Source organism: Tabrizicola piscis, assembly GCF_003940805.1.
Classification (GTDB): Bacteria; Pseudomonadota; Alphaproteobacteria; order Rhodobacterales; family Rhodobacteraceae; genus Tabrizicola; species Tabrizicola piscis.
Genome location: NZ_CP034328.1, coordinates 3,566,197 through 3,578,617 on the forward strand (window position 1 = coordinate 3,566,197; position 12,421 = coordinate 3,578,617).

Annotated in this window: 11 protein-coding genes and 1 pseudogene; 7 read left to right on the plus strand and 5 right to left on the minus strand. The window is 66.0% G+C overall.

Features of this window, described 5'->3' with window-relative positions:
• Positions 1-23: 23 nt before the first annotated feature.
• On the minus strand, positions 24-2,171 hold the full coding sequence (locus tag EI545_RS17340; RefSeq protein ID WP_164517332.1) for a hypothetical protein: 2,148 nt from the start codon (positions 2,169-2,171) through the stop codon (positions 24-26).
• Between the two features lie 137 nt (positions 2,172-2,308).
• On the opposite strand from EI545_RS17340, the gene EI545_RS17350 reads away from it, so the two are divergent.
• Positions 2,309-2,977, plus strand: a complete 669-nt coding sequence (locus EI545_RS17350) for a thiamine diphosphokinase (RefSeq protein WP_125326626.1) — start codon at positions 2,309-2,311, stop codon at positions 2,975-2,977.
• Here the strand turns inward: EI545_RS17350 and EI545_RS17355 are convergent.
• The 4 genes from EI545_RS17355 to EI545_RS17370 all read right to left on the minus strand — a co-directional run bounded on the left by EI545_RS17355 (position 2,952) and on the right by EI545_RS17370 (position 6,920).
• The gene (locus EI545_RS17355; RefSeq protein ID WP_245990151.1) at positions 2,952-3,884 is read right to left on the minus strand and encodes a DMT family transporter; all 933 of its coding nucleotides are present in this window, start codon (positions 3,882-3,884) and stop codon (positions 2,952-2,954) included. The two genes, EI545_RS17350 and EI545_RS17355, sit on opposite strands and share 26 nt — an antisense overlap.
• A gap of 311 nt (positions 3,885-4,195) precedes the next feature.
• The gene (locus tag EI545_RS17360; RefSeq protein WP_125326627.1) at positions 4,196-5,575 is read right to left on the minus strand and encodes an L-serine ammonia-lyase; all 1,380 of its coding nucleotides are present in this window, start codon (positions 5,573-5,575) and stop codon (positions 4,196-4,198) included.
• Complete coding sequence (locus EI545_RS17365) at positions 5,575-6,240, minus strand: glutathione S-transferase family protein (RefSeq protein WP_125326628.1); 666 nt, start codon at positions 6,238-6,240, stop codon at positions 5,575-5,577. The genes EI545_RS17360 and EI545_RS17365 overlap by 1 nt, the downstream gene beginning before the upstream one ends.
• Complete coding sequence (locus EI545_RS17370) at positions 6,237-6,920, minus strand: glutathione S-transferase family protein (protein WP_125326629.1); 684 nt, start codon at positions 6,918-6,920, stop codon at positions 6,237-6,239. The genes EI545_RS17365 and EI545_RS17370 overlap by 4 nt, the downstream gene beginning before the upstream one ends.
• Positions 6,921-7,148: 228 nt before the next feature.
• On the opposite strand from EI545_RS17370, the gene EI545_RS17375 reads away from it, so the two are divergent.
• From EI545_RS17375 to EI545_RS17400, 6 genes and pseudogenes are all read left to right on the plus strand, one after another.
• Positions 7,149-7,691 (plus strand): EF-hand domain-containing protein, encoded by a 543-nt coding sequence (locus EI545_RS17375; protein ID WP_125326630.1) that lies wholly within the window; start codon positions 7,149-7,151, stop codon positions 7,689-7,691.
• Between the two features lie 132 nt (positions 7,692-7,823).
• Entirely contained in the window at positions 7,824-8,612 is a 789-nt protein-coding gene (rpiA, locus tag EI545_RS17380) for a ribose-5-phosphate isomerase RpiA (protein ID WP_125326631.1), read from the plus strand.
• Positions 8,613-8,616: 4 nt separating this feature from the next.
• Positions 8,617-9,975, plus strand: coding sequence for a glutathione-disulfide reductase (gene gor, locus EI545_RS17385; RefSeq protein ID WP_125326632.1), 1,359 nt, complete (start codon positions 8,617-8,619; stop codon positions 9,973-9,975).
• Between the two features lie 89 nt (positions 9,976-10,064).
• A pseudogene (hflK, locus tag EI545_RS17390) lies at positions 10,065-11,259 on the plus strand (FtsH protease activity modulator HflK).
• Complete coding sequence (hflC, locus tag EI545_RS17395; protein WP_125326633.1) at positions 11,256-12,161, plus strand: protease modulator HflC; 906 nt, start codon at positions 11,256-11,258, stop codon at positions 12,159-12,161. The pseudogene hflK and the gene hflC overlap by 4 nt, the downstream one beginning before the upstream one ends.
• Positions 12,158-12,346 carry a DUF2065 domain-containing protein gene (locus EI545_RS17400; RefSeq protein ID WP_125326634.1) on the plus strand — a complete coding sequence of 63 codons (189 nt, stop codon included), beginning with the start codon at positions 12,158-12,160 and terminating at the stop codon, positions 12,344-12,346. Before hflC ends, EI545_RS17400 begins: the two co-directional genes overlap by 4 nt.
• Positions 12,347-12,421 lie beyond the last annotated feature (75 nt).

Consider the following 12,421-nt stretch of genomic DNA (forward strand, 5'->3'; position numbering starts at 1 on the left):
GTTTAGCCTCAGGACAGGCAGTTTCAGGACAGGCGGCGGGCTTCCGCCAGATAGGGCGAGCTTTCGGCCAGCATGTAGTGGCCACGGCTGACCTTTTCGATCCGACCCGTGCGCAGCAGCGTGCCAAAGCTGCGCAGCCCGTCTTCGCGGCTGACCTGACGGTCGCCCGCGCTTGCCATCAGGCGGCGCATCAGTTGCGGCCGGGTGAACTGGCTGCGCTTTTCGATGCAGGTGGCATAGGCGGCGGCGGCCTCAAGCATTTCTGCCATCGACTTGACCCCGACCCGTTCTGCGAAATCGACCAGCCCGGCCTGTTCCGTCGCCGTCAGGTCTTCATCGTGATCTTCCTCATCGTCACTGTCGGTCGCGGCGCCTTGCGAGGGTTGTTCGAGAACGATCTTCTGATGCGGCAGGATCGGGCTGGCGGCAGCGGCACCGATGCCGATGGCGCCGGTCAACCGTCCGGTCCGCATGGCAACCATGGGTTGGCCGTCGCGCGGGGCGGCAGCGGGTTGGGGGGCCGGGGTTTGCGTTGCCAAGGGTTGCGGGGTTGGCGCCTGGGCCGCTGCAGGCTGCGGAACCGGAGCCGGAGCCGGAGCCGGAGCGGGTGCGACCACTTCTGGCGCGGCTTTGGCAGCGGCTGGCTTGGCAGCGTCAGGCGGCGCGGCGATGCGGTCGATCCGCTGTTCAGACACCAGAACCAGCGGCGGCGGCCCCATCATGCCGGGCCGGATTGTACCGGGGCGCGGCTCTTGCGGGCGGACCGACACCGTCTTGCGGCGCGGCTTGACCGGGGGCGGGGCCGGCGGTTCCGGATCAGGTTGGACCACCTGCGCCAGATCATCGCGGTAGGGCTCCAGGCTGCTTTTCGCGTCCTGCTTGGGGTCGACCCCGACAGCGCGGTCGGCTTCGGTTGCAACGACGGCAGCCTTCAGATGGGCAATGGAATCGATCCTGCGGCGGTTTTCCGAGTCGGACATGACGTCATCGGCCTGACGCAGCAGGCGCGCGACTTCAGCATCCTCGCCACCAGGGGACAGCTTGCGCGTGGCCTGCGGATCGGTCCGGTCGTCGCCCTCGTCTTCGTCCGCGCCGGGATGCAGCCGAACGACGCGAGAGTTGACGCGCTTGCCACGCCCGGTCGGCCGGGACTGGTCCGGGGTCGCTGTCGGGGCGGCCTCGGCCACTTCATCCGCCGCAGCATCGCTAGGGGCAAGGGCTTCCGGAAGCGGGTCTTCCAGCACGGCTTCGACAAGCGAGGCGGGAAGATCGGGGCTTTCCTCGGGCAGGGCATCTGCACTGTCCACATTCAGGGCATTGGCGAGGGCCACATCGGCAAGGTCTTCATCTGCGGTTTCGTCAAGGGTGACTGCCTCGACCGCGTCGGAGGTGTCGGCAGCCATGTCGGCCACATCGTCAACCTCGGCCACATCGGCCAGGTCTGCCACCTCGGCCACAGCCTCAAGCTCGGCAGCCGTATCGGTGTCGACGAGGTCCGCTTCAAGGTCAGCCTCAAGCTCAGACACGATGGCCGTGTCGCGGGCTGCATCGAAGGCTGTTTCGGCGATGTCTTCGGCTGCGTCCTCTGGGGCGCGCAGCAGGGCATCCAGCTGGTCAAGCGCATCACGGCTTTCGGCGTCCGGCGCGCTGCCGCTGTCGTCGGCTGCAAAAGCCGCGATGTCGTCGTGATCCGACGCTGGCGTGTCATCCTCGACAAACTGGCTAAGCGCCTCGGCCGGCAGCTCGGCGGTGAAGGGCTGCGGATTGACCGACTGGCGGATGCGGGCCAGCTTGGCCGCCACCCCGTTGGGGATGACATCCTGCAGCGTGGGTTCGGCCGGTGCGGGTGCTGGCGCGTCGGCCGCCGGCTGTGCGGCGGCGGGCATGGGGGCAGAGGCTGGCGCGGCGGCCGGGCCTTCCTGCGGACGCAGGTGAACGCCGTTTTCGCGCACGCGGGCATCCACCAGCCGCGACACCTCACGCTCGGCAATGCGGTGCAGCATGGCGGCATCGGGCTGCGGCGGTTCGGCACCGAAATAGCGGTCCTCGGCGGTCAGGTCGCGGAAATACTCGGCGATGGCCTTCATGGTGTTGAAGGGATCGTCGAAACCCTCCAGCGTACAGCTGAACGTGCCATAGGACACCGTCAGGATTTTGCTCTCACTGGTCATGACATGACAGCCTTTCGCCTTCTTGCACCGCAACACTGAAGCTCGCTCTGTCCTAATGCATGGACAGACCGGGGTAATTTGATGGATTGATTGTGGCCGGGCCCCAAGAATCCTGCCTTAATTGGATACAGTTTTGCATGAAACCTGCGATTGTCCAGACAGTACACGGTGTAACCCTTGCTGGTGGCGGCCCGTTTGGCCGCAGGGATCTGGCGTTCTGCCTGAGGCGCGCGCCAGTGACGGTGGCGGCGGATGGGGGGGCAGACCAGCTTTTGCGGCTGGGCGTGATGCCCGAAGCGGTGATCGGAGACTTCGATTCGCTGTCGGCGGCAGCACGGGAAAAGATCCCGCAGGCGCGGCAGCACCTGATGCCGGAACAGGCGACAACGGACTTTGACAAGGCGCTGCGGTCGATCAGTTCGCCACTGATCCTGGCGCTGGGATTTGCCGGCGCGCGGCTGGATCACGGATTGGCGGCGATGAATACGTTGGTGATGCGGGGGGCACAGCGCTGCATCCTCGTCGGGCCGCAGGATGTGGCCTTTGCCGCCCCCGCGCGGCTGGAATTGGCGCTGGCAGCAGGCGATCCGCTGTCGCTGTTTCCCATGGCGCGGGTTTCGGGCCGCAGTGCCGGTCTGGAATGGCCGATCACGGGCATCGACTTTGCGCCGGATGGCGCGATCGGCACCTCAAACCGGGTGGTGGCGCGCAAGGTGGTGCTGGAGTTTGATGCGCCCGGAATGCTGGTGATCCTGCCGCGCCGACGGCTGGATGCGGCGATCAGGGCCTTGTCGGCAGCGGTGTAGCGCGAGCGGAGAGATGGCGGGCGGCCAGACGCTCGCGGTGGATCATGTAAAGGCCAGACGCCACGATGACGGCAATGCCGGCCCAGGTCATCAGGTTGGGGAAGTCGCCAAAGATCAGGTAGCCAAGGGCGACGGCGACGACAATTTCGGAATAGTGCAACGGTGCCAGCGTCGCCGAGGGGGCGAACTTCAGGGCATAGGTCATCGCCATATGGCTGACGGCGGCCCAGAAGCCGATGCCGAACAGCCAAAGCCAGTTCAGCCCCTCGGGCCAGACCGGGTCCAGCGGGCCGATGCCCGACCCGTTGGCCAGCACCATCACCGGCAGGCAGAGAAGGAGCCCGGTCCATGAGGTGTGAAACTGCATGGCGACCGGGTGCATCCAGGCCGAGATCGCGCGGGTGACCAGCATGTAGAAGGCGAAGAAAAAGGCCGTGCCAAGCGGCCACAGCGCCACGAGGCCAAAGACGGCCAGCGAGGGCTGGATCACCAGAAGCGCTCCACCGAAGCCCACCGCACAGGCGGCGATGCGCCGGGGGCCGACATGGTCGCCAAAGATCAGGCTGCCAAGGACCAGCAGGATGAACGGTTCCACAAAAGCGATGGCGAGGGCGTCGGCCACGGGCATCACTGCAATGCCCGAAACGAAGGAGAAGGTGGACAGGATCAAGAACACCGCGCGGAGCATCGTATAGGCCAGCGCCCGGGCCGACAGCCGCAGGCTGAGGCCCATGACCAACACGACCGGCAGCATCAGCAGCATCTGGACGAGGAACCGGGCCGTGGTGATCTGGCCGACCGGGATGCCATCTTCGGCTGCAAGCTTCGCCGACACGTCCAGCAGCGGCGCGATCATGCAGAAGACGAGCATCAGGACGATGCCCTTCAGGGTGGTATCCTTGACCATGCCCCTGCCTAGCCCGACACCCCTGATCCCGCCAGTCTGAAAGCGACATCCCCGCAGCACCGGCGGTTTTCAAAAGGAGCGCGTTCCGCGCGACGTCCTTTTGTCTCGCCGGTGGCGCGCGAAGACGCACGCCACCGGCTCGGGTTGATGGGGGCATCCTGCCCCCAAACCCCCGGGGAGTATTTCTGTAAAGAGCAAATGGGCTTGCTCTTTTCCAAATACTCCCGCGCGGCGCGCGCGGCCCCGCGCCGTTGCGCGGGGCACACTCAAAGGCGTGCCGCGCGCTTGCGCGGCTCCGCGGTGTTGGCGGCTCAGCAGTTCGGGACGTTGACCGCCAGACCGCCAAGGCTGGTTTCCTTGTACTTCTCGTGCATGTCGCGGCCCGTTTGCCGCATCGTTTCGATGCAGACGTCGAGGCTGACCAGATGCTGACCATCGCCACGCATCGACAGGCTGGCAGCCGAAACGGCCTTGATGGCGCCAAGGCCATTGCGTTCGATGCAGGGCACCTGCACCAGCCCCTTTACGGGATCGCAGGTCATGCCAAGGTGGTGCTCCAGGGCGATTTCGGCGGCGTTCTCCACCTGTTCGGGTGTCCCCCCAAGCACTGCGGCCAGACCTGCCGCGCCCATTGCGGCGGCGGAACCCACTTCGGCCTGGCAGCCGCATTCGGCACCCGAGATGCTGGCGTTGTGCTTGCAAAGCCCGCCGATTGCCGCGGCAGTCAGCAGGAAATCGCCGATCCGGGCCACAGACGCGCCGGGCACGTGATCAAGGTAGTAGCGCAGGACTGCCGGCACCACGCCCGCCGCGCCATTGGTGGGCGCGGTCACGACCTGGCCGCCGGCGGCGTTTTCTTCGTTCACGGCCATCGCGTAAAGCGACATCCAGTCGTTGATCGTATGCGGCGCGGTCATGTTCAGCCCACGCTCGGCCATCAGGGCGTCATGGATCCCCTTGGCGCGCCTGCGGACCTTGAGACCGCCGGGCAGGATCCCGGTGCCCTTCATGCCGCGGTCGATACAGTCGTTCATCACCTGCCAAAGCCGCGCGATCCCGGCGTCGAGTTCGGCGGCGGTGCGGAAGCGCAGTTCGTTCTGGCGTTTCATCTGAGCGATGCTCAGGCGCGAGGCATTGGCCATCTGCAGCATTTCGGCTGCGGTCTCGAACGGAAAGGGCACATCGGCCCGGGCCTTGGATTTCGTGCCGCCGGCTTCGGTCAGTTCCTCCGCTGTCAGCACGAACCCCCCGCCGATGGAGTAGTAGGTTTCCTCCAGGATCACGTCGCCTTGCGCGTCGGTCGCGCGCAGGATCATGCCGTTGGCATGGCCGGGCAGGGCGGGGCCGTAGTCGAACTGCAGGTCGCGGCCGGGATCGAACACAAGCGGGCGCAGGCCGGGCGCTTCGATCACGCCGGTGCTTTTGATCTGGGCAAGGGCGGCGTCGGCCTTTTCCGCGTCATAGGTGGCGGGTTCGAACCCGGCGAGGCCAAGGATCGTGGCGCGGTCGGTGGCATGACCGACCCCGGTGAAGGCCAATGACCCGTGAAGCGAGGCGCGCAGGCCATGGGCATGGAACGGCGAGGCGCGCAGCCGGTCAAGAAAGCGGGCGGCGGCGACCATCGGGCCCATGGTGTGGCTGGACGACGGGCCGATGCCGACCTTGAACATGTCGAAGACGGAAAGGAACATCAGACCCTCGGATCAGTGAAGGGGGTTGGGCCAAGGCCGTCGGCCTTTGCCACGCGCAGGGCGGCGGGGCGGGCTTCATGGGCGGCAAGAACGGCGCGCAGGTTCGGAAACCCGGCAAGGTCAAGGCCGTAGGGCGCGGGTGGCAACAGGATCAGCCAGCGGACGAGGATGCCGATGTAATAGCCCAGCACGCCCGGCTGTTCTGCCGACAGCCAGCGCGGGTGGCGGGCGGCGATCAGCGCCTCGATCAGGCCAAGGCGGGCGATGATCTGGTCATGCGCTGCGGCGCGTGCGGCGTCGGTGTTCGCCTCGCCTGCCGGGCGGTGGGGGTAAAACAGCGCAAGGGCCGCCGTATGCAGCGCGTTCGAGGTGAAGAACAGCCAGGACAGGAAGGCCGCGCGGTCGGGGTCCTGCGGGCCGGGACCAAGCTGCCCGGTCCGGTCGACCAGCCACAGCAGGATCGCGCCGGTTTCGAACATCGGCCCGTCGTCGGTTTCCAGCGCCGGGATCAGGCCCACCGGGTTCACTTGCCGATACTCAGGCGAGGCAAGCGCCCCGCCTTCGATATCGGTCATGGCGATGGTGTGGGGCAGGCCAAGCTCTTCCAGCGCCAGCCGGACGATGGTCGAGGCGAAGTCGGGGGCGTGGTGAAGCGTCAGGGTCATAGCACGCTGCCTTCCGGGGGGTTGGGCTGTTCAGGCCGGGTAAAGGGGTGGGGGCCCAGACCTTCGGCCCGGGCGATGACAGGGGTTTCTACCCGTGCCTCCTGCGCCTTGGCCAGTGCCAGAAGGGCGGGGTAGGCGGCAAGGTCGAACCAGGCCGGGGCGTCAGGCGGATAAAGCGCGGACCAGCGGGTCAGGGCGAGGGCATAGACGCCAAGCGGCTTGGCGGCGGCGAACAGCCCGGGGTGCTGGCGGGCGGCGCTGTCAAGCAGGGCGAAGTGGCCCCGCATCCGTGCGGCCAGAATTTCCTGGTGGGCCGGATGCGCCTCGGTCGGGCAATATTGGTGGGGGTAGAAGATCTGCCGCAGGTCGGCATGGGCGGTATTTGACAGGAAGAACAGCCATTTCAGGAAGATCGGTCGATCATGGTCCATGGCGGCCGGGCCAAGCTGGTGCCTATCCGACAGCCACAGCAGGATCGCCCCGGTTTCCGAGATCGGGCCCAGAGGCGTCTCCAAGGTGGGGATCAGGCCGGTCGGGTTCAGCCTGCGGTAGGCCGGCCCGTCCTGCTGGCGGGTGGCGCGGTCCACAAGGGCCGTGCGATAGGGGATGCCCGCCCCGTCAAGCACAAGGCGGACGATCAGCGACGCATTGTCCGGGGCATAGTGCAGCAGATACATCATTGACCTTCGGCAATCGGGCCCAGCGTCTTTTCGGTCCAGCTCAGGGCCAGTGTCTTTCGCGGAAGCCTTGCGCAAGTCTTGCCTTGCTGCAGGCCGAAAAGCGACCCCCGCGCTGTCATTCGCGCGGTCGCCCGCCCCGGCACGACGCACTCCCGTCAAGAACCGCCGTTAACTGGCTGTAAACCTTGCCTGGGGCAGAGTTTGACCGGCGCAGGCAAGGAGAGGGTCATGGTCAAGCTGGTGGTATCAGCGTTCCTGCTTTTGATGGTCATGATGCAGTCCGCGCGCGCAGACACGGATGGCCCGCTGGCCGAGGCGATGCGCAAGGACCCCGCCCGGTTCCAGGCGATGGCCGAGGATGTGATCGCCGGCTATGGCGGCCCGTCCGGGCTGACCCCTGCGGGGATCGAGGATCATGTAGCGCTGGAACGGGCCGCGGCCCGCGCATCGGCGATGCGCCGGTTTCTGGCCATGGACCTGAACAATGACGGTGCCGTCGAAAGGGCTGAGCTTGCCGTCATCCTGCGCGCGGCCAGCGCCACCTCGCGTGGACGGCTGGAACGACAGTTCGCCGCCGCCGACAGCGACAGGGACGACCGGGTGTCTGCGTCCGAAATCCGGGCGGAAGGTCAGGCCGCTGCCCTGCGCGCCCTGACCGAGGCTGAGGCGGCCATTTTGCGGGCACTGATGACCCTTGACGCGGACAAGGACGGGGCCTTGCGGGCGGACGAATTCCGCATGGCCGTGAAGCTTCTGGATGAGGTGACCTGACCGTTTTCCTGGATGCCCGCGCCCGACGCGGGGGCAACACTCGCCCTTGCTTCTGGCTGCCAGAGTGGCGAGAACCCTCTCGCCCTTGGGTAACCTTTGCGTTATGCCGGGGAAAAAGAGGGGAGTGCTGCCATGACTGCCGAGCTTTCGCCCATCGACAAGGCCAAGTATGCCGCTGCCCGCAAATCGGTGGATTTCGTCGAAAACGGGATGAAGCTGGGACTGGGGACCGGGTCCACTGCGGCCTGGATGGTGCGGTGCCTTGCCGAACGCATCCGGAACGAGGGGCTCAAGGTCACGGGCGTCGCCACTTCCAGCCGGACGGCAGACCTTGCGCGCGAATTGGGTGTGCCGATCGTGGGCATGGACGATGTGAAATGGCTGGACCTGACGATCGACGGCGCGGATGAGTTTGACCCGAACCTGAACCTGATAAAGGGCGGCGGGGCGGCGCTCTTGCAGGAAAAGATTGTCGCCACGGCGTCGGACCGGATGATCGTGATCGCCGATGCGGCAAAGGAAGTGGCGCAGCTGGGCGCCTTCCCGTTGCCGGTCGAAGTGGTCCCCTTTGGCTGGCGGACCACCATGGCCCTGATCGAGGAAACGCTTTACAGCCTTGACGTGCTGAACCGCGAGGTGGCGCTGCGGATGGACGAATCCCGCCCGCTCAAGACCGATGAAGGCAACTTCATCCTCGACCTGAACCTGCGCCGCATCGGCAACCCGCGCCAGCTGGCGCTGGTGCTCAACCAGATCCCCGGCGTGGTCGAGAACGGGCTTTTCATCGACATCTGCGATATCGTGGTGATCGGCAACGGGGACGGGCGCGTGACTGTGCGCGACATCAACTCGGGCCGGGTCGAGGATGGCTCGGTCGATCTGGCGCAAAGCGCCAATATCTTCGCAGACTTGGGAGAATGACTCTTTGACTTTCGACTACGATCTTTTCGTCATCGGCGGCGGGTCCGGCGGTGTGCGTGCCGCGCGTGTCGCCGCGGGCGAATACGGGGCAACCGTTGGGCTGGCCGAGGAAAGCCGCATGGGTGGCACTTGTGTCATCCGGGGCTGCGTGCCGAAAAAGCTGATGGTTTTTGCCAGCGGTTTTCCCGCAGCGTTCGAGGATGCCCGGTCCTACGGCTGGAACGTGTCTGCCCCCAGCTTTGACTGGACCGCCTTCCGCACCCGGCTTGAGTCAGAGCTTGACCGCTTGGAAGGCGCCTATCGCACGACGCTGACCAACGCCGGCGTCACCATCCATGACGCGCGGGCCACAGTGGTTGACGCCCACCGCGTGCGTCTGGCCAGCGGGCAGGAATACACGGCAAAGCACATCCTGATCGCCACGGGCGGGCGCGTCTTCGTGCCGGATATCCCGGGGGCAGAGCATGCCGTAACGTCGAACGAGATGTTCCATCTTGACCACCTGCCCAAGCGCGCGCTGGTGGTTGGCGGCGGCTATATCGCCAGCGAATTTGCCTGCATTCTGAACGGCCTGGGCGTCAAGGTGTGCCAGTTCTACCGCGGTGCGCAGATCTTGCGCGGCTTTGACGACGAAGCGCGCGGCCATGTGGCAAATGCGATGCGCGCCGACGGGATCGACATTCACTGCGGCACCGATGTGATGCGGCTGGAAAAGACCGGGTCCGGCATCCGCGCTGTCGCCACCGACGGGACGGAAAGCGAATTTGATCTGGTCTTGTACGCCACCGGGCGGCGTCCCAACACCGAGGGCCTCGGGCTTGAGGCTTTGGGCGTCGCGCTGGGCCGTCAGGGGCAGATCGTGGTGGACCGGTTCAGCCAGACGGCGGTCCCCTCGATCTTCGCGGTGGGGGATGTGACCGGCCGCATCAACCTCACCCCGGTCGCAATCCGTGAAGGGCACGCCTTTGCCGACACGGTCTTCGGGGGCAAGCCGACAGCCTTTGACCACGACCTTGTCGCCTCGGCCGTGTTCACCCAGCCCGAGATGGGCTCTGTCGGGCTGTCCGAGGAAGCGGCACGCGACCAAGAGCCGATTGAAGTCTACTCCACCGCCTTCCGCCCGATGAAGACGGCCTTTGCCGGGCGCCCGGACCGGGTGTTGATGAAGCTGATCGTCAGCCAGGCCAACCGCAAGGTGCTGGGGTGCCACATCGTCGCGCCCGAAGCGGGCGAACTGATCCAGCTGGCGGCCATAGCGATCCGGATGGGGGCGACCAAGGAAGATTTCGACCGCACCTGTGCGGTGCATCCCACCATGGCCGAAGAGCTGGTAACGATGCGAAAGCCGACAAGAAGCGCCTGAGAAGAAACGTGACTGTGGCATGATGGCCGCTTGATTTCCGGCCCATGATGACCAGCTAAAGCAAGACGCGAATAGAGAGGTTCTGATCAATGGCAGGAAGTGGCGGTCCGTGGGGCGGCGGTGGCGGCCCGGGCGGTGACGACCGGAACAAGGGCAACGGCGATGATGATGATCGTCGGGGCGGGCGGCGCGGCGAAACCGGGCCCCAGATCCCCGAGATCGACCAGCTGGTGAAGCGCGGGCAGGAACAGCTGCGCGTGCTGATGGGCGGGCGCGGTCGCGGCGGCATGGGTGGCGGTGGCGGCCCGGGCAGCAGCGGTGGCCAGGGTGGCCCGGTGATCACGCGGCAGGGGTTGGCACTTGGCGCGCTGGCGCTGGTGGCGATCTGGTCGTTCATGTCCTTCTACACCGTGCGGCCGGAAGAACGGTCGGTCGAACTGTTTCTGGGCGAAAGCTCCGGCATCGGGAATCCGGGCCTGAACTTCGCGCCATGGCCCGTCGTGACCTATGAGAAGGTTCAGGTGACCGGCGAAAGGACGACGGAAATCGGCACGGGTGAGGCTGGCAGCGAAAGCGGGCTGATGCTGACGCGTGACCAGAACATCGTCGATATCGGCTTCCAGGTGGTCTGGAACATCGCCGATCCGGAACAGTACCTCTTCAACCTCGCCGACCCGGAAGATACGATCCGCGCCGTCAGCGAAAGCGCGATGCGCGATATCGTCGCCCGCTCGGAACTGTCGCCGATCCTGAACCGCGACCGGGGCGTCATTGCCGCCGACGTGCAGTCTCAGGTGCAGGCGACGCTGGACAGCTACAATGCCGGGATCAGCGTGATCCGCGTCAACCTGCAGCGCGCCCAGCCCCCGCGTGAGGTGCTTGACGCCTTCCGCGAAGTGCAGGCCGCGCAGCAGCAGCGCGATACGCTGGAAAGCGAAGCCGACGCCTATGCCAACCGGGTGACCGCTGGCGCGCGCGGTGCCCGCCGCCCAGCTTCTGGAAGAGGCCGAGGCGTACCGCGCTCAGGCCGTCAACGCAGCCCAGGGTGAAGCCGCACGCTTCATCAGCGTCTATGACGAATATATCAAGGCCCCCGAAGTGACCCGACGCAGACTGTATCTGGAGACGATGGAACGCGTCTTCAGCGGCATGAACAAGGTCATCCTTGACGGCGTGTCCGGCGGTGAGGCGGGTCAGGGCGTCGTTCCCTTCCTGCCACTCAATGAACTTGGCCGTGCCGCGGCAGCCCCCGCTGCCGGAACCACGACGGGAGGGACCAACTGATGCGTGCGATGTATGTGATTCCAGCCGTCGTGCTGGTGCTGGGTGTGCTGTTGTCTTCGGTCTTCATCGTCGATGAACGCAAGAAGGCGCTGGTGCTGCAATTTGGTCAGGTGACTCAGGTCAAGGAAGAACCCGGCCTTGGCTTCAAGCTGCCGCTGATCCAGGAAGTGGTGTATTACGAAGACCGCATCCTTGGTCTGCCGACGACGCCGATCGAAGTCACCATGCTGGATGACCGCCGTCTGGTGGTCGATGCCTTCGCCCGCTGGCGGATCACCGATCTGATCCGCTTCCGCGAAGCGGTGGGCACCGGGGCCGAAGCGCAGGCGCTGCGGCGTCTGGAAAGCATCGTGAACCCGGCCATTCAGGAAGTGCTGGGTTCGGTCCCGTCGAACCGGGTGCTTTCGGAAGACCGGACAGCGTTGATGAACCAGATCCGCGACATCGCCCGCCGGCAAGCCGCGAACCTGGGGATCGAGGTTGTGGACGTCCGCCTGACCCGCACCGATCTGCCCGAGCAGAACCTTGATGCGACCTTCAACCGGATGCGCGCCGAACGTCAGCGCGAAGCCGCGGACGAGATCGCGCGCGGTGGTGAAGCCGCGCAAAGGGTGCGGGCAACGGCAGACCGGACGGTGGTGGAACTGACGTCGGACGCCCGGCGCCAGGCCGAAGTGATCCGGGGTGAGGCTGACGCAGAACGCAACGGCATCCTTGCCGGCGCTTTCGGCCGTGACCCCGAGTTCTTCTCGTTCATCCGGTCGCTGACCGCCTACGAAGCCTCGCTGCGGGGCGAAAACTCCAGCATCGTGATGCAGCCCGACAGCGAGTTCTTCAACTACCTGCGGTCGGAAATCGCGCCAGTGGACCGGCCCGTGGAAACCGCGCCAGTCGCGCCATGAGCCTGGTGGCGCTGGCAATCGGATTGGTTCTTGTGGTCGAGGGGCTGGCGCTTGCGCTGGCCCCTCGGCGCATGGAGGACGCGTTGCGCGCGCTTGCCGCGTTAAGCCAGGACCAGCGTCGGGCCATCGGCCTTGCGGCACTGGCGATCGGGGTCTTGCTGGTCTGGTTGTCGCGCACGGCATGACAAATGCCTTCACTTCCCCTTGAGGGCGCATGTCGGGGTTTGCATTGTCCGCGCGCATCACTAACTGTTCGCCAT